Raw genomic sequence first — 17,409 nt, forward strand, 5'->3', positions numbered from 1 at the left:
TCAATCCCTCCCCTCAAGGGGGGAGGGAGGCGAAAGAACTGCCGATTCCGCCAAAAGCCCGGCCACGCAGCCGGCATGTCCGCAAAACTGTCCCCGACGGGGCCGAGTCCGCTACAATGCTCGACAGGAAGCCGATTTGCCGCCCGAAATGGCGGACCCTCAAAAATTCACTTTATTAATCAAAATGTTAGCTGTATTCAAGGCTTGATTTCGCGTAAAATCCGGCCGAATTCAACCCACATTCGATTGAAATGTCGTCGAACTGTCGCGCTTCGGTTTAATCAGGTCGATGCGAGCAGGATGGGTCCCAGCACCACCAGCGCCGCTGCGGCCACGAAACGCAGCGCCCCCATACCGCGCAGGTTCGCATTGCGCAGCACCGTCGAGAACACGAAGAACAGGACCAGCGCGATGGCGAGCCGGTTGAGGCTCGCGAGCGAAAGCTCCGCGCCCTGGGTAAACCGCATATAGCCCCAGGTGCCGGCAAAGATGCCGAAGGCGGCCGCGATCAGTACGGTCACGGCCTTGGCGAACACCAGGAGCGCCATGTCGAGCGCCGCGCTCCAGGCGGCGAGCGCCAGTCCGCTGGCCGTGAGGAAGGTCGCGCCGACCACGACCAGCCAGCGCATGTCGACGATGACGGGAATCGCCGCCGGCGGATCGTACGCCCGCAGGTTTCCTACGACCGGCAGGCTTCCGCCATACTCGCGCAGCGCCGCCGAGACGAAGAACAGCGCCAGGGCGCCGGCCGCGAACAGCAGGAACGCCACCACCATCACCTTGACGAGATCGATGGTGTCCTGGCTCATCGCGGCTACCGGGGCAGGGGAGGGACTGAAGTGGTACGCCGGGTGGGGGTCGAACCCACGACCATTCGATTAAAAGTCGAATGCTCTACCACTGAGCTACCGGCGCCAAGGGCGGCGTGGGCCGCATTCGGATCGCGGCGGAACATAGCCAACGCGACACCCCTGTCAACCGCATTCCGCACCTAGGGCACAAGCGGGGTGCCCGTATAGGGCATGGGCTGGCAGGAAACGGAGGCGCGCTCCAGCCGGCCGCAGAGCGTCGTCGCCTCGGCAAGGTCAGCCGCCGGACCAAGAACGATGCGCTTGCCGCCGCCCATTTCGTCGGCGACGAGCGGCGCCAGTCCCAGGATCGTCGGCCCAAGCGTGCGCGCGAGATCGTCCCAGGTCGCACCGACCTGCGCGGGGGTGATGCTCGGCCCTACGGCTATGCCGAAGCGGCCTTCCCCGTTTGGAGTGAAAGCAGCCGTCTCGACGGGAGCGGGCATGGGCTGGTCGTCAGCCGTCGACGCGAAGAGCGGCGTTCGGACGACCCGCATCGCGCCGCCCTCGGCATCGATCAGTTCATCCGCCGGCGTTCCGATCGAGGCCGTCGTGGTGCGGTCTACCGCCGGGCCGGCGGAGAGGGCCTCGAGCAGATGCGGCAGGCTCGCTTCCAGCGCTCCAATGCGCCGCGTCGCCGCCGTGCCGGCCCGTTCGCTGAGCGAGAAACGCGCAACCAGCTCGCCATTCTCGCGGCGCAGCTCGGCTGTTTCCTGTCGCAGGCTGGCAAGATCCGCGCGCAACTCCTCCACCGACACGCCACCGAAGCGGGTCGCGTGCAGGCCCGAGAGGGCCGTCGCCGGCACCAGCGCCGAAATGTTGGCCGCGATCACGGCAAGCCCCATCGAGGCCAGGGCCACTACGCCCCAGCGCGTCACGTCAGACGCTCGAAACTGTTCCGCTGTCCTGGCCACCCCCGCCCCCCCGAAAGCACCCGCCGAATCGGCTCGCCTCAGTTTACACTGACTTGCCGGGCGTTATCGCTTCGCCAACGCTTGCGTGCCATAAAGCGGTGAAAATACACCGCGATGAACTAAGTCCATTTCGGAGCGCTCTTCATGACGGAACTGGTGTCGATCATCCTGGCGGCGGGCGAGGGCACGCGCATGCGCTCGCGCCTGCCGAAGGTGCTGCACCAGGTCGGCGGATTGCCGATCGTCGCGCATGTGGCGCGGGCGGCGCGGGCCGGCGGCTCGCAGGAGGTGGCGGTAGTCACCGGCCCCGGGCACGAGGCCGTGCGTGAGACGCTTGCCGCGATCGACCCGGGCATCCGTTTCTTCGAGCAGGTCGAGCGCAAGGGAACCGGCCATGCCGCCTCTATAGCGCGGGACCTCTGGAGCACTGCACAGGGTTACATCGCCGTGGTCTATGGCGATCATCCGCTGCTGCGCGCCGAGAATTTCACGGTGGTGACCGATCGGCTCGATGCCGGCATGGACGCGGCGATTCTCGGTTTTCAGCCGGCGGACCCGACAGGCTACGGCCGCTTCATCACGGATGGGGAGCGCCTGCTCGCCATCCGCGAACACAAGGACGCGAGCGAAGAAGAGCGCAAGATCGGCCTCTGCAACGCCTGCATCCTGGCCTTCCGCGCCGAGGTGTTCCGCGAGCTCATTGGCAAACTGGGCAACAATAATGCGCAGGGCGAGTATTATGCCACCGACCTCGTCGAACTGGCGAATGCCGCCGGCTACAAGGTCGGCTATGGCATCGCGCCCGAAGCAGATGTGATGGGTGTCAACGACCGGGCGCAGCTCGCCCGGGCCGAGATGCTGTTCCAGCAGCGGCGGAGGGCCGAGATGATGCGGGCGGGAGTGACCCTCATCGATCCGGCCACAGTCTACTTCTCCCACGATACGCAGATCGCCGAGGACGTCCTCATCGAGCCGAGCGTCTGGTTCGGGCCGAATGTGACCGTGGCGAGCGGCGCGGTGATCCATGCCTTCTCCCACATCGAGGGCGCGAGCATCGGCCCCGGTGTCTCGGTCGGCCCCTTCGCGCGGTTGCGGCCGGGGGCGACGCTCGAGGAGAAGGCAAAGATCGGCAACTTCGTCGAGATCAAGAAGGCCAGGGTCGGCAAAGGGACCAAGATCAGCCACCTCAGTTATGTCGGTGATGCGACGGTCGGCGCCGAGGTCAACATCGGGGCCGGGGTGATCACCGTCAACTATGACGGGTTCAACAAGCACGACACGATCATCGGAGACGGCGCGTTCATCGGATCGAACGCCTCGCTCGTCGCGCCGGTGTCCGTGGGTGCGGGCGCGTTGGTCGCAAGCGGCAGCGTCATCACGGAAGATGTGGAGGCGGACGCCCTGGCGCTCGGGCGCAGCCGCCAGACAAACAAGCCGGGGCGTGCCAGGGACGTCTTCGCACGGGCAGCGGCGGCCAAGAAGGCCAAGTCGGAAGGGAAATAGCCCATGTGCGGCATCGTCGGCATCATCGGCGTCGAGCCCGTTGCGGGGCGTCTGGTCGATGCGCTGAAGCGGCTCGAATACCGCGGTTATGACAGCGCAGGCGTCGCAACGCTGGAAGAAGGGGAGATTGCTCGCCGGCGCGCGCCGGGCAAACTGGCCAACCTTGCCGGCAGGCTTGCCGACGAGCCGCTTTCCGGCCGGATCGGCATCGGCCACACCCGCTGGGCAACGCATGGCGCGCCGACCGAGCAGAACGCCCATCCGCACGCGACGGCGCGTGTCGCCGTGGTGCACAACGGCATCATCGAGAATTTCCGGGACCTGCTCGCGGACCTCGCCAGGGACGGCTATCAGCCGCAGACGCAGACGGACACGGAATCCGTGGCGCTCTGGGCAACGCGCGAGCTCGACAACGGGGCCGATCCGGAGCTCGCCGTTTCGCGCACCCTGAAGCAGCTGCGCGGCGCCTTCGCGCTCGCCTTCCTCTTCAAGGGTGAAGAGGCGCTGCTGATCGGGGCGCGGCGCGGGGCGCCGCTCGCCATCGGGCATGGAAAGGACGAGATGTATCTCGGCTCCGACGCTATGGCGCTTGCGCCGTTCACCTCGCGCCTCACCTACCTCCAGGACGGCGACTGGGCGGTGGTGACCGCAGAGGGCGTCACCATCCGCGATGCACACGATGCGGTGGTGGCGCGCGACATGCAGGTCTCGCAGGCTTCCGCGCTCCTGGTCGACAAGGGCAACCACCGCCACTTCATGGCCAAGGAGATCTACGAACAGCCCGAGACCATCTCGCACACGCTCAGCCACTATCTCGATATGGCGAGCGGAACCGTTTCGCTGCGCGAGGACCTGCCGTTCGATTTCGATGATCTGTCACGCATGACCATCAGCGCCTGCGGCACGGCGTACTATGCCGGGTGCGTCGGCAAATACTGGTTCGAGCGGCACGCGCGGCTGCCGGTCGACATCGATGTGGCGTCCGAATTCCGCTACCGCGAGCCGCCGCTGGAGAAGAACGGGCTCTCGCTCTTCATCTCGCAATCGGGCGAGACGGCGGACACGCTGGCGGCGCTGCGCTATTGCGCGGGGCAGGGCCAGCACATCGCCTCGCTCATCAACACGCTGGAATCGACCATCGCGCGCGAAAGCCAGGTGGTGTTCCCCATCCTGTGCGGGCCGGAGATCGGGGTCGCCTCGACCAAGGCGTTCACCGCCCAACTCGTTTCGCTCGCCAGCATCGCCATCGCCGCCGGGCGCGCACGCGGCGCGCTGACGCCGCAAGTCGAGCGGGGATTGGTGGAGGCGCTGATCGGGCTGCCGAGCGCCGTCTCGCAGGCGCTCGCGGCCGAAGAGCAGATCGTCGAGATCGCCCGCCACCTCTCGCGCGCCAAGGACGTGCTCTATCTCGGGCGCGGGCCCATGTTCCCCATCGCCATGGAAGGGGCGCTGAAGCTCAAGGAAATCTCCTACATCCACGCGGAAGGCTATGCGGCGGGCGAATTGAAGCACGGGCCGATTGCGCTCATCGACGAGGACATGCCGGTGATCGTCGTCGCGCCGTCCGACGAGCTGGCGGAAAAGACGCTTTCCAACATGCAGGAGGTCGCTGCGCGCGGCGGGCGGATCATCCTCATCACCGACGAGGAGGGGGCGAGGACCGTTGGGCACGGCGTGGCCGAGACCATCCTGATGCCGAAGGTCGACAGCTTCGTTTCGCCGATCGTCGCGACGGTTCCGGTGCAGCTCCTCGCCTACCACACGGCCGTCGCCATGGGCACGGACGTCGACCAGCCGCGCAACCTGGCCAAGAGCGTGACCGTTGAATAAGCCGTTCTTCAAGCGCGAGCCGGAGCTCAACGTCTTCGGCGAACCGCTGGAGCCATGCTCGCTGCTGCCGCTGACGGGGTTCTTCCGTTCCGGCTATTGCTCGGCCGGCCCCGAGGATGTTGGCCGGCACCTCATCTGCGCCGAGATGTCAGAGGCTTTCCTCGCCTTCTCCAAGACCGTCGGCAACGACCTTTCGACGCCACACCCGGAATTCTCCTTTCCAGGCCTCAAGGCCGGCGACCGCTGGTGCATGGTTGCCGACCGCTGGGTCGAGGCGCTGGCGGCCGGCATGGCACCACGGGTGTTCCTGCGCGCAACGCACCGGGGCGCGCTGCGGCATGTGGAGCTCGAGACGCTGAAGAAATTCGCGGCGGATGTGGAGTAGGTCAAATCTTTGCTATCGGCACGCCGAATCGGTGGGCAGCCCTCTCGAAAACTTTGTCGAAGGTAGCCAAAGTGCATCCGGCCTCGGCAGCGATTGCCAAGTGGAGTGCGTCGGATGCACGTAGTCCCGTATCGGCGATGCTGGCCATCTGCGCAGCCGACTCGAAGTGTTCCGGATGGAGGGGCAGCATTTCGAGCGTTCTGTGCCTGAAAGCTGCGAACGCCGTGGCGGTTCTATCCCTCTCCTCCGACAGGAGCTTGCCGGTGCGGACCTTGCGAGAAAGCCCTGAAGCGAACTCGGTCAGGTTCCATGGGCTGATAGCTAAGACTTCGTGCGAGTTCGCCGCCAGCCACGTCAGTGCACGGTCGCTTTCCGGTTCGATAGTGTGGGCTGCAATCAGGACGGACGTATCAAGATAGATCATCAGTAGCGGTCTTCGTCGCGCATCTGGCGCACGAACTCGCCGGCACCTTTGCCTCGGCCCGAGAGGGATTCGAGATGCCGTCGCAAAGCTTCGACATTTACTGGTCTCTTACCCGGAGCCTCTGGCGGCACCAAGCGTGCCACGACCCTACCGCGGCGTGTTATCTCCACCGTTTCGCCCTGGCTAGCATTCGTTACCAACTCACTCAGCCTTGCCTTGGCATCCGCTAGGTTTACATGCTTCATCGTGGCCTCCTGACCAACTAACTAGTCATATAACAAGCGCCGCTTGTATTTCCAAGCGTCACCCCGCCCGGATCAGCGGGATGGCGAGGTCCTTCCTGAAGAGATAGAGCAGGGTCCGCACTGCTTCGCCGTCGGGCCCGGTGAGGCCCGGATTGCGCTGGAGGGTGGCGATGGCGTCGTCGTGGGCCCATTCGAGAAGGTGCCGGTGGACGTCCGGCACGGCGAGGCGGTAGCCGGGCATGCCGGACTGGCGAGTGCCGAGCAGGTCGCCTTGGCCGCGCAGCTCCAGGTCGCGCTCGGCGATGACGAAGCCGTCTTCGGTCGATTTGATGGTATCGAGCCGGGCCTTGGCGGTTTCGCTCAACGGTTCCTTGTAGAGCAGCAGGCAGGCGGAGCGGTTGAAGCCGCGCCCGACGCGGCCGCGCAGCTGGTGGAGCTGGGCGAGGCCGAAGCGCTCGGCATGCTCGACGATCATGATGGAGGCGTTGGGCACATCGACGCCGACCTCGATGACGGTGGTGGCGACGAGGAGCTTGAGCTCATTGGCCTGGAAGCGGGACATCACGTCCTGCTTGGCGGCCGCGCTCATGCGGCCGTGGACGAGCGCGACCTGATCGCCAAAGACTTTCTTCAATTCGGCGAAGCGGTCCTCGGCGGAGACGACCTCCAGGTTTTCGCTCTCCTCGACCAGCGGGCAGACCCAGAAAGCCTGCGCCCCTTCATCGAGCCGGGCCTGGAGGCGGGAAACGATCCGGTCGTAGTCGGCAATCGACATGACGGCGGTGTCGATCGGCTGGCGGCCGCGCGGCTTGTCCTTGAGGACGGAGACGGCCATGTCGCCGAAGTGGGTGAGCACGAGCGTGCGCGGAATGGGGGTCGCGGTCATGACCAGGAGGTCAGCATCGCGGCCCTTCTCGGAAAGCGCGAGGCGCTGGTGCACGCCGAAGCGGTGCTGCTCGTCGACGACGGTGAGGCCGAGGTTGTGGAAGACGACATCGGACTGGAAGAGGGCGTGGGTGCCGACGGCGATGGCGGTGCTGCCGTCGGCGAGACCGGCGAGGGCCGCGCGGCGCTCGGCGGCGGGCATTTTGCCGGTGAGGAGCACGATGCCGAGGCCGGCGGCGTCGCAGATGGGCTTCAGGGTGCGGAAATGCTGGGCGGCGAGGAGTTCGGTTGGTGCCATCAGGCTCGATTGTGCGCCGCCCTCGGCGACGGCAGCCATCGCCATCAGGGCGACGACGGTCTTGCCCGAACCGACATCGCCCTGCAGCAGGCGGGACATGCGTTCCGGGGCGGCGAGGTCCGCCTTGATCTCCTCGACCGCCTGGCGTTGGCCGTCGGTCAGGGAAAAGGGGAGGTTCGCTTCGACCTTGGCCGTCAGCTCGCCGGTGAAGCTGCGGGCGACGCCGCGGGCGGCGGTGAGGGTCGAGCGCACCAGCAGCAGCGCCAACTGGCCGGCAAGGTACTCGTCATAGGCGAGCCGCATGCGGTTGGGGCCCCAGAGCTCGACGTCGGCGGGGGTCTCGGGCAGGTGGACGGCATGCATGGCGGCGTAGAAGTCCGGCCAGTGGAACCGTGTCTTGGTCGCGGGGGGGATCCATTCGGGCAGCTCGGGCACCGTCGGAACGATCTGACGGACGAGCTTGGTTAGCGCCTTCGAATGCAGGCCATGGGTGAGGGGATATGTCGGCTCGACGAGAGGCAGGGTGGCGAACTCGCTGGGCTCCACCACATAGTCGGGGTGGGTGATCTGCTTTTCGCCGTTGAAGAAGCCGATCTGGCCGGAGACGTACCGCTCCTCGCCGACGGGCAGGGTCTTCTCGACCCAGCCGCCCTGCGCGCGGAAGTAGACGAGCTGGATGTCGCCGGTCTCGTCATGGGCGAAGACGCGGTGGGGTACGCCGGCACGGCCGCGGGGCGGTGCCTGATGCCGATCGATATGCAGCTTCAGCGTCACCACCTGGCCGAGATAGGCCTCGGCGATACCGACCATGCGGCGGCGGTCGACGGCGCCCGAGGGCATGTGCATCAGGACATCGAGCGCGATAGCGTCTTGGCCCTCGGGCGCTCCGAAGAAGCGGGCGAGGAGTGCGGCAAGCTGCGGTCCCACGCCCTTGATGGAGCGGAGGGAACGGAACAGCGGGTCGAGGGTCGCAGGGCGGGGCACGATTCGGCAAACCTCCTCTCGAGCGAACCTAAGACATCATTTTCGAAAAGCGACCACATTTCGCATCGGGATCGCCACAGGCGAACCTGCGGAACCAAATGGCAACAAGGGCGCTGACAAGCCGGAGCAATGCGCGTAAAGAGAGCGTCGATATCGAAAGGCTCCCCCGATCATGGCAGTTCCAGAAACGGCCGGTGAACACATTGCCATGCGCCGCAAGCGCTTGCGCTATCGCGCCTGGCACCGCGGCACACGCGAGATGGACCTGGTTCTCGGGCCCTTCGCCGACGCGCATGTGGACGCTTTCGACGCGGCGAAACTCGACCGGCTCGAAGCGCTGATGGAGGAGCCGGACACGGATCTCCTCAAATGGGTGCTGGGTCAGGAGCCCGTGCCGGCCCACGTCGATGGCGAATTCCTGGCGTTGGTGGTTGCCGATCACAAGAGGCGGGCGGGGGTATGAACGAACACGTTGTCAAAACGCCGGATCGCACGATCTCCAACGTGCCGGACGGCATGCAGCCGATGGTGCTGGCACGTCTCATCGAGGAGCGGATTAAGGCCGCGCCTGACGATGCGGCAAGCCTCGTCTTCGTCGCGCGGGATGGGCGGCGCATGCAGCGGCTCGCCGAGGTGCTGACGCAGATGCTGCCGGGGCACACGATCCTCACGCTGCCGGCGTGGGACTGCCTTCCCTACGATCGCGTCTCACCCAACAACGTTACGATCGCGGCGCGGATGAGCACGCTCGCGGCCCTGACCAACGCCTCGACCAAGGGCGCGGTGGTGCTGACGGCGGTCAACGCGCTGATCCAGCGCCTGCCGCCGCGGGACGTCGTTGCGGGCATGAGCTTTTCGGCAGCGGCGGGACGCGTGGTCGAGAGCGACAAGCTCGTCGCCTGGGCCGCCAACAACGGGTACCTGCGCGTGCCGACAGTACGCGAAGCCGGCGAATACGCGGTGCGCGGCGGGCTCGTCGATCTCTTTCCGGCCAGCGCCGACGCGCCGCTGCGCTTCGACTTCTTCGGCTCGCAGCTCGAGACCATCCGCACCTTCGACCCCGACAGCCAGCGCACCACCGGCAATCTCAGGCGCATCGACCTGGCGCCGATGAGCGAGGTGCTGCTCAACGAGGAGACCATCCGGCGTTTCCGGCAGAACTATACGCGCACCTTCGGCGGCAACACCGCCGATGATCCACTCTATGGCGCCGTCAGTGCCGGCTCACGGTATTCGGGCACGGAGCACTGGCTGCCATTCTTCTACGAGAGGATGGATCGGCTCGCCGACTATGTGGGCGATGCGCCCTTCGTCTATGACGACCAGGCGGCGGAGGCCTATGGCGAGCGGCGCCAGCAGATCGTCGACTACTATGAAGCGCGCGAACAGGTGCGCCAGCAACCGCCCGTAGCCGGGGGCGGAGCACCCTACAAACCCATCGAGCCGGGCCTGCTCTATGCGGTGAGCGAGCATCCCTATGCGCTCGCCGGGGCGGGCACCATCCAGCTCTCGCCATTCATGGCGCCGGGTGCAAGGGAGCAGGACGACGCCGGCGGACGCATCGCGCCGAGCTTTGCCGCCGAGCGGCAGGCGACGGACGTCAACCTCTTCGCGGCGGTGGTCGAGCGGCTGATGGCCGAGCGCCGCCGTGGCCGGCGCGCCATCATCGCGTGCTGGAGCGAGGGCACGCGCGACCGCATGACACAGGTCCTCAAGGACCATGGATTGACCAATCCGCGTCTCGCCGAGAACTGGCGGGATGCCGAGACGACGAGCCCCAATACCACGTCGCTCATCGTGCTGGGGCTCGAGACCGGGTTCGAGACCGACGACCTGCTGGTCCTTTCCGAGCAGGATATTCTGGGCGAACGCATTCTGCGGCCCCAGCGCAAGAAGAAGGCGAGCGATGCGCTTACCGAGGCGGCGAGCCTCGCGGCCGGCGACCTCGTCGTCCACGTCGACCACGGCATCGGCCGGTTCATCGGCCTCAAGGTCATCGAGGCTGGCGGAGCGCCACACGAATGCGTCGAGATCGAATACGCGGGAGACACCAAGCTCTACCTGCCGGTCGAGAACATCGAGCTTCTCTCACGCTACGGCTCTGAGGATACAGGCGCGCAGCTCGACAAGCTCGGCGGCGTCGCCTGGCAGGCCAAGAAAGGCCGCCTGAAGAAGCGCATCCGCGAGATGGCCGAGCAGCTCATCAAGATCGCGGCGGCGCGCCAGCTCACCCGGGCCGAGCCGATCGATATCCAGCCGGGCGCCTATGAAGAGTTCGCGGCGCGCTTCCCGTTCGAGGAGACCGAGGACCAGCTCACGGCCATCGAGGCGGTGTTCGACGACCTGACCGCCGGCAAGGTCATGGACAGGCTGGTGTGCGGCGACGTCGGCTTCGGCAAGACGGAGGTCGCGTTGCGCGCGGCCTTCGCCATGTCGCTCTCGGGCCGGCAGGTGGCAGTCGTCGTGCCGACGACGCTGCTGGCGCGCCAGCACTTCAAGACATTCTCGGAGCGTTTCGCAGGTCTGCCGGTGCGCGTGCGCCATGCCTCGCGGCTGGTGCCGAGCAACGAGCTCAAGGCGACCAAGGATGGCCTGGCGAACGGGCAGGTCGATATCGTCGTCGGCACCCACGCGCTGCTTTCCAAGTCGGTCAAATTCCAGGATCTGGGCCTGCTCATCATCGACGAGGAGCAGCATTTCGGCGTGGCGCACAAGGAGCGCCTCAAGGAGATGAAGGCCAACGTCCACGTGCTGACGCTGACGGCAACGCCGATCCCGCGCACGCTCCAGCTGGCGCTCACCGGCGTGCGGGACCTGTCGCTGCTGGCGACCCCTCCGGTCGATCGCCTAGCGATCCGCACCTTCATTTCGCCATTCGATCCGCTCTCCGTGCGCGAAGCGTTGCTGCGCGAGAAGTATCGCGGCGGGCAGGCCTTCTATGTCGTGCCGCGCATCAAGGACCAGCCGGATATCGCCGAGTTCCTGCGCAGCCAGGTGCCGGAGGTGTCGTTCGTCGTCGCCAACGGACAGATGGCGCCAAGTGAGCTCGACGACATCATGAACGCGTTCTACGACGGCAGGTTCGACGTGCTCGTGGCCACCACCATCGTCGAATCGGGGCTCGACATCCCCAATGCCAACACGCTGATCGTCCACCGCGCCGACAATTTCGGGCTGGCGCAGCTCTACCAGATCCGCGGACGCATCGGACGGGCCAAGCAGCGCGCCTATGCGCTCTTCACGGTGCCGCCCGACAGGAAGCTCACCGATACCGCCGAGCGACGGCTGGGTGTCCTGCAATCGCTCGAAAGTCTCGGGGCGGGCTTCCAACTCGCCAGCCACGACCTCGATATCCGCGGGGCCGGCAACCTGCTGGGCGAAGAACAGTCGGGGCACATCCGCGAAGTCGGCTACGAGCTCTACCAGGCGATGCTCGAAGAGGCGGTCGCGGCGCTCAAGACGGGCGAGGAGGAATATGTCGACGAGAACGAGTGGAGCCCGCAGATCTCGCTCGGCATGCCGGTGATGATTCCCGAGCACTACGTGCCGGATCTGACGCTGCGCATGCAGCTCTACCGGCAGCTCGGCGATTTGAAGGACGCGCGCGAGATCGATGCAGCAGGTGCGGAACTCATCGACCGCTTCGGGCCGCTGCCGGACGAGGTCGAGGCACTGCTCAAGGTCATCCTGGTCAAAGCGCTCTGCCGGGCGGCGAACGTCGAGAAGGTGGATGCAGGACCCAAGGGCGCGGTCATCACGCTGCGCAACAACGAGTTCGCGAATCCGGCGGGCCTCGTGCAACTGGTTGCCGATCCGGCCAACCAGGTGCGGATCAAGCCCGATCAGAAACTCGTGTTCGCGCGCAACTGGCCGACGCCGGAATCACGTCTGAAGGGCGCCGCCGCGATCCTCTCGCGCCTCGCCAAGCTCGCGGAAATGGCCGCCGTTCCGGCATGACATGCTTTCGGGGCAATGGCTTCGTTAAGGATTACGTGATCGTCCGCCTATAAGGGATTTGTAAGTCGTATCGGTCATGTTATTGCCCGAATTGAGCACTTGATGAACACCCAGAAAGGGTCGCCGGTGTCGCGCACCGGCCGCTGCCCAGGAAACAAGGAAAATCAATGAGCCTCAGGAACCCCTTCATCGCCGGATTCACGGCCGTCGCGCTGCTGCTGTCTCCGATGTCGGCGTTTGCCCAGGAGACCCAAACGCCTGCTGAAACCCCTGCCGAAGCTCCCGCCGAGGCCCCGCCGGCTGCTGGCGAGGCGGCTGCGGGGGCGCAGGCCGGCTTGCCGTCCCAGAACTGGCTCAAGGTCTGCGACCCGCTGCCCGACGGCCAGCGCGCCTGCATCATGCGCCAGGTCGTGCTCGCGAACGGCCAGTTCCTCGGTTCCTTCCTGCTCCGCGACGATCCGGGCCAGGAAAGCCGGCTGCTCGCCGTTGCCGCGGTTCCGCTCGGCGTGTTGCTGCCGTTCGGACTGACCTGGCAGATCGACGGGGCCAAGCCCATCCGCGTGCCCTACATGCTCTGCGACCCGACCTCGTGCGCGACTCAGCTCGTCATCAACGAGGCCTACGTCAATTCGCTGAAGCGCGGGAACACGCTGAAGCTCACCGCCAAGAATCGCCAGAATCAGGACCTGACCGTCGAGATCAGCCTTTCCGGCTTCACCGCCACCTATGATGGCGAGGCTGCCCTGACGTTCGACGAGTTCCGCCAGGAGACCACCGGCGAATCCGCTCTCGAGCAGGTTCTGCAGGACCGTGCCGAGGAGCTGCGCCGCCAGCTCAACGGGCAGGAAGGCCAGGGCGGGGAAGCCCCTGCCGAGGGCGCTCCTGCCGAGGGCGCCGCGCCGGCTCCGGAAGCTCCGGCGCCCGAAGCACCGACCCAATAAGCCTGCCGACGAACGATTTTGATCCAAGGGGCGCCCTTCGGCGCCCCTTTTTGTCAGGTGTTCAGCCCCGGCCCATTCCGACGGCGAAGGCGCGTTTGCGGATGCCGGGCAACATCTTCATGCCCCAGAGGCCGCCGGCTCGCAGAAGCTGTGCGGGCAAGAGATCGGAAATCAGGGAGCGGAAGAGCGCATCGACCATGCCGCCGGTGCGTTTGAGGTCGGCTTCTCGACGCTCGGCATAGCGGCGACTGACGATGCGGGCCCAGTCGGGGGACGTCCGCCCGACATCCCCCAGCACCAAGGCCAGATCGGCCACATCGCGCAGGCCGAGGTTGAGGCCCTGGGCCCCGATAGGCGGGAAGGCGTGTGCGGCTTCTCCGACGAGCACCACGCCGTCCTTGCCTGCCTGATCGACGGTGATGCTGCTCAGGGGAAACATGTGAGTGGGCGTCGCGAGCGAAACGCTGCCGAAGAGGTGCTGCGATTTTTCGGCAAAGAGGCGCGCGAGGGCTTCGCGGTCCATCGCCTGTGCCGCCTTGAGCACGGCGCGCTCGTCGATCCAGACCAGGTTGGCGCGACTTTCCCCCGCGGGCACCAGCGTGAACGGTCCTTGGGGATAGTGGAATTCGACCGATGTGCCGCCGAGCGGGCGGGCGAGGTCGAGATCGCAAACCAGCGCAGCCTGGGTGAAACCGCTTTCGCGAGCGCGGAAACCTGCTGCGGCACGCACCAGCGATTTCTTGCCATCGGCGCCGATCAGTAAGGGCGTACGCAGCGTTCCTCCGTCATCGAGGGTCAGGATAGCGCCGGTGTCATCGATCTCGAGGGCGGTGAGCGCGGCTTGCCTCGTCGTTAGGTTCGAAAGCTTTTCGCGCCCGGCCGCAAACGCCTCGGCCAGCCGGGTGTTGGGAAAGTTCCAGCCGAAGGCGGCTAGCCCCGCCTCGCCTGCATCGAACAACGTCTCGGGTGCGCGCATCAGCCGGGAGGTGGCATCGATGATGCGGATATGCGTCAGCGCGTGGCCGATCCGGGCCGGGTCGTCGACGAGGCCTGCCGTGCGCAGATAATCGACGCTCGGCATCATCAAGGCCGAGGTGCGCCTGTCGGGCGGGGCAGCCGGGGCGACATGGATGACGGAGAGCCCCGCCTGCGCCACGGCGATCGCGGCCGCGAGCCCCGCCAGCCCTCCACCGACGACGATTGCCTGCGAATCGAACCGGGTCATCTGCTTGCTCGCTGGAAGAGTGGGCAACGACGAGTGTTAGCATCGGGGGACATCCGGAACCAGCGGCGAGACCCGACGTCGACCATTTGTCGCAAGAGGCAGCGAGGTTGGAGCAATTCCGCACCAGCCGGCTTTTCTTGCAGTGTTTCAATGATTAAATGCTGGAGCGGTTTTTCGCCAAAGGGCTGGAGAAATGATGGAACTGTTGCTCGACCCGAATGTCTGGGTCGCCTTCGTCACGTTGACCGTGATGGAGATCGTCCTCGGCATCGACAATATCGTCTTCATTTCGGTCCTGGTGTCGCGGCTGCCGCGCGAGCAGGCCGAATTCGCACGCAAGCTCGGCATCGGCCTGGCGCTGGTGTTCCGCATCATCCTGCTGTTCCTCATCAGCCTGATCGTTCAGCTGCAGGATCCGGTGTTCTCGGCCTTCGGTCATGACTTCTCGTGGAAGGACATCATCCTTCTCGCCGGCGGCGGCTTCCTCATCTACAAGGCCACGCACGAGATGCACGCAGCCATCGAGGAGCCGCACGAGGTGGGCCTGGCCGAGGCGGCTAAGGCCAGCCTCCAGGCCATTCTGGTGCAGATCGTCGTCATCGACATGGTGTTTTCCATCGATTCGATCATCACCGCCGTCGGCATGGTGCCGGCGGATCAGGTGGCGGTCATGGTGGCCGCTGTCCTCGTCGCGGTCGGCGTGATGTTCGTTGCTTCCGGTCCGATCGCCAGGTTCGTCGCCGACCATCCGACCACCAAGATGCTGGCCCTCGCCTTCCTGCTGCTCATCGGCGTGACGCTGGTGGCCGACGGTCTCGGCTTCCACATCCCCAAGGGCTACGTCTATTCGGCCATGGCTTTCTCGGTGCTGGTCGAAGCGGTCAACATCTTCGCCAAGCACCGCAAGCTGGCGCGTGGTGGTGCCTCGGGGGGCCATGTGGAGGTGACGCCCTTTACCGGGGCCACCGGTTCCGTGGCGGCTGACGCCGCTACGGCGGCAACCGGCGGCGGGCCGAGACCGAAGCCGCGCGGCAAGTCGACGCCGGCGTCCCGTGCGCAATCGCGGCCGAAATCGGCTCCGAGGAAACCCAAGTCATGACGCAGGCGATCGTCGTCCACAGGACGGGCGGGCCAGAAGCCCTCGAGTTCGAGGAGTGGTCCACCGGAGAGCCCGGACCGGGGCAGGTGCGCATCCGGCAGACGGCCATCGGCGTCAACTTCATCGATACCTACCAGCGATCGGGCCTCTACAAGGTCGAGACGCCCTTCGTCGCCGGTGGCGAAGGGGTGGGCACGGTCGTTGCGGTGGGCGAAGGCGTGGACGGCATCTCGGTCGGGGACCGCGTTGCCTATCAGAGCGTGCTCGGCGCCTATGCCCGCGAGCGCCTGTTGCCGGCCGAAAAGGCCATTCCGGTGCCCGATGGCCTCGACGACCGGCAAGTCGCCGCGATGATGCTCAAGGGGCTCACGGCCTACTATCTCCTTTTCAAGACCTGGCCGCTGGCAGCGGGCGAGACGATCCTCTACCACGCCGCCGCCGGCGGGGTCGGGCTCATCGCCTGCCAGTGGGCCAAGGCGCTGGGCGCGCGGGTGATCGGCACCGTTGGATCGAGAGACAAGATTGAACTTGCGCTCGCCAACGGGTGCGGCGAGGTCATCAACTACCGGGAAGAGGATGTCGTCGCGCGGGTGCGTGAGCTGACTGACGGCAAAGGCGTGGACGTCGTCTATGACGGCGTCGGCAAGGATACCTTCGAGACGTCGCTCGACTGCCTGCGCCCGCGAGGGCTGATGGTGAGCTTCGGCAATGCCTCGGGCGTCGTTTCCATTCCCGACCTCGGCATCCTGGCGCGTAAGGGTTCGCTCTACCTTACCCGTCCGACGGGCGCGGCGTATTTTCCGGGGCGCAAGGAACTACTCGAAGGCGCGAATGCGCTTTTCGAGGCGGTCAAATCGGGCGAAGTCAGGATATCCGTCAACCACACCTACCGGCTGGAGGACGCCGCCGAAGCGCATAGAGCGCTCGAGGCGCGCGAGACGACGGGGTCGATCGTCCTACTCCCCTGAGGCCTTGGGCCGGTCGGCAGCGCGCGGTCCTGCGCCGAGCCGATCGGCCAACGCCTCGGCATCCGCCGGGGCACGTACCTTGGCGTCGTTGTCGAAGAAGACGAACACATCGCGTCCGCTCTTGCGGCGCGGGGTCGGCGCCGCGACGCGCTCCGCATCTTCCGGTTCGGCGCCTCGAACCCAGGTGCGGACGCGGGCCGCCCAGCGATCGAGCGCCTTGCCGTCATAGCCGCTGGTATAGAGCACTTCGGATCCGTGCAGGCGGCAGTAGACGAAGTCGCTGGTCAGATCCATCAGCAGCGGCCACTCGACGGTATCGGCGCAGACGAGCGCCACGCGATGCCTGCGCAAGAGCCGGATGAATTCGGGTGAGCGGAAACTCTCGTGCCGGATCTCGACGGCGTGGCGCACCGGCTGATGGACATCGCTCTTCAGCCAGTTGCGGCCGTCGAGCCGTTCGTCGTGCCGGCGGGCGAGGGCGGAGGCCTCATCCGTATCGTGCGGCAGCAGGCCGAGGAACCGATCGAAGAGATCGCGGTCGAACTTCATGCGCGGCGGAAACTGCCAGAGGAAGGGGCCGAGCTTCGGTCCCAGCCGCAGAGGGCCCGAGGCCATCAAGTTGGCCAGCGGCGCCTCGATACCGCGCAGCTTGAGCATGTGCGTGATGTAACGCGAGCCCTTGATGGCGAACACGAAATCGTCCGGCGTTTCCTCGCGCCAGCGCCCGAATGCCTCGGGCCGCTGCAGGCCGTAAAAGGTCCCGTTGATCTCGATCGCGCGGAAGTGCTCGGCGGCATAGGCGAGCTCCCGCTTCTGCGGCAGGCCTTCGGGATAGAACTCTCCGCGCCATGGCTTGTAGGTCCAGCCCGAAATGCCGATGCGTATGGTTCCAGATTTGCTCAT

15 protein-coding genes and 1 tRNA gene are annotated in these 17,409 nt (G+C 66.1%); 8 read left to right on the plus strand and 8 right to left on the minus strand.

What is annotated here, in order from left to right; genetic code table 11:
• Positions 1–281 precede the first annotated feature (281 nt).
• From VE25_RS05295 to VE25_RS05305, 3 genes are all read right to left on the minus strand, one after another.
• On the minus strand, positions 282–809 hold the full coding sequence (locus VE25_RS05295) for a hypothetical protein (RefSeq protein WP_046107561.1): 528 nt from the start codon (positions 807–809) through the stop codon (positions 282–284).
• 31 nt (positions 810–840) lie between these two features.
• Positions 841–915 (minus strand) — tRNA-Lys (locus VE25_RS05300).
• 76 nt (positions 916–991) lie between these two features.
• On the minus strand, positions 992–1,726 hold the full coding sequence (locus VE25_RS05305; protein WP_046107562.1) for a coiled-coil domain-containing protein: 735 nt from the start codon (positions 1,724–1,726) through the stop codon (positions 992–994).
• A gap of 180 nt (positions 1,727–1,906) precedes the next feature.
• Here VE25_RS05305 and glmU point away from each other — a divergent pair, with 180 nt between their 5' ends.
• Genes glmU through VE25_RS05320 form a run of 3 tightly spaced genes read left to right on the plus strand, consistent with a single transcriptional unit; the run spans position 1,907 to position 5,480 of the window.
• Positions 1,907–3,265, plus strand: a complete 1,359-nt coding sequence (glmU, locus tag VE25_RS05310; protein WP_046107563.1) for a bifunctional UDP-N-acetylglucosamine diphosphorylase/glucosamine-1-phosphate N-acetyltransferase GlmU — start codon at positions 1,907–1,909, stop codon at positions 3,263–3,265.
• Between the two features lie 3 nt (positions 3,266–3,268).
• The gene (glmS, locus tag VE25_RS05315) at positions 3,269–5,095 is read left to right on the plus strand and encodes a glutamine--fructose-6-phosphate transaminase (isomerizing) (RefSeq protein WP_046107564.1); all 1,827 of its coding nucleotides are present in this window, start codon (positions 3,269–3,271) and stop codon (positions 5,093–5,095) included.
• Positions 5,088–5,480: a DUF2237 family protein gene (locus tag VE25_RS05320; protein ID WP_046107565.1), complete on the plus strand. Its 393-nt coding sequence runs from the start codon at positions 5,088–5,090 to the stop codon at positions 5,478–5,480. The genes glmS and VE25_RS05320 overlap by 8 nt, the downstream gene beginning before the upstream one ends.
• Position 5,481: 1 nt before the next feature.
• Here VE25_RS05320 and VE25_RS05325 read toward each other — a convergent pair whose 3' ends face one another.
• From VE25_RS05325 to recG, 3 genes are read right to left on the minus strand one after another with little or no spacing between them, the layout of a single operon-like run.
• Complete coding sequence (locus VE25_RS05325) at positions 5,482–5,904, minus strand: type II toxin-antitoxin system VapC family toxin (RefSeq protein WP_046107566.1); 423 nt, start codon at positions 5,902–5,904, stop codon at positions 5,482–5,484.
• A complete protein-coding gene (locus VE25_RS22210) occupies positions 5,904–6,149 on the minus strand; it encodes a type II toxin-antitoxin system Phd/YefM family antitoxin (protein ID WP_083988736.1) in 246 nt (81 codons plus the stop codon). Before VE25_RS22210 ends, VE25_RS05325 begins: the two co-directional genes overlap by 1 nt.
• A 58-nt stretch (positions 6,150–6,207) precedes the next feature.
• Entirely contained in the window at positions 6,208–8,316 is a 2,109-nt protein-coding gene (recG, locus tag VE25_RS05330; protein WP_046107567.1) for an ATP-dependent DNA helicase RecG, read from the minus strand.
• A 172-nt stretch (positions 8,317–8,488) separates the two neighbouring features.
• On the opposite strand from recG, the gene VE25_RS05335 reads away from it, so the two are divergent.
• The 3 genes from VE25_RS05335 to VE25_RS05345 all read left to right on the plus strand — a co-directional run bounded on the left by VE25_RS05335 (position 8,489) and on the right by VE25_RS05345 (position 13,214).
• Positions 8,489–8,779, plus strand: a complete 291-nt coding sequence (locus tag VE25_RS05335) for an FAD assembly factor SdhE (RefSeq protein WP_046107568.1) — start codon at positions 8,489–8,491, stop codon at positions 8,777–8,779.
• Positions 8,776–12,273, plus strand: a complete 3,498-nt coding sequence (gene mfd, locus VE25_RS05340) for a transcription-repair coupling factor (protein WP_046107569.1) — start codon at positions 8,776–8,778, stop codon at positions 12,271–12,273. The genes VE25_RS05335 and mfd overlap by 4 nt, the downstream gene beginning before the upstream one ends.
• 167 nt (positions 12,274–12,440) lie before the next feature.
• The gene (locus tag VE25_RS05345; protein WP_046107570.1) at positions 12,441–13,214 is read left to right on the plus strand and encodes an invasion associated locus B family protein; all 774 of its coding nucleotides are present in this window, start codon (positions 12,441–12,443) and stop codon (positions 13,212–13,214) included.
• 61 nt (positions 13,215–13,275) lie between these two features.
• Here VE25_RS05345 and VE25_RS05350 read toward each other — a convergent pair whose 3' ends face one another.
• Complete coding sequence (locus tag VE25_RS05350) at positions 13,276–14,439, minus strand: FAD-dependent monooxygenase (protein ID WP_046107571.1); 1,164 nt, start codon at positions 14,437–14,439, stop codon at positions 13,276–13,278.
• 196 nt (positions 14,440–14,635) lie between these two features.
• Here VE25_RS05350 and VE25_RS05355 point away from each other — a divergent pair, with 196 nt between their 5' ends.
• Together VE25_RS05355 and VE25_RS05360 are read left to right on the plus strand one after the other, a co-directional pair.
• Complete coding sequence (locus VE25_RS05355) at positions 14,636–15,538, plus strand: TerC family protein (protein ID WP_342018767.1); 903 nt, start codon at positions 14,636–14,638, stop codon at positions 15,536–15,538.
• Positions 15,535–16,506, plus strand: coding sequence for a quinone oxidoreductase family protein (locus VE25_RS05360; RefSeq protein WP_046107572.1), 972 nt, complete (start codon positions 15,535–15,537; stop codon positions 16,504–16,506). Before VE25_RS05355 ends, VE25_RS05360 begins: the two co-directional genes overlap by 4 nt.
• Here VE25_RS05360 and VE25_RS05365 read toward each other — a convergent pair.
• Positions 16,495–17,409: a DUF72 domain-containing protein gene (locus VE25_RS05365; protein ID WP_046107573.1), complete on the minus strand. Its 915-nt coding sequence runs from the start codon at positions 17,407–17,409 to the stop codon at positions 16,495–16,497. The genes VE25_RS05360 and VE25_RS05365 overlap by 12 nt on opposite strands.

Origin of the sequence: Devosia geojensis (assembly GCF_000969415.1) — a bacterium.
GTDB classification, from domain to species: domain Bacteria; phylum Pseudomonadota; class Alphaproteobacteria; order Rhizobiales; family Devosiaceae; genus Devosia; species Devosia geojensis.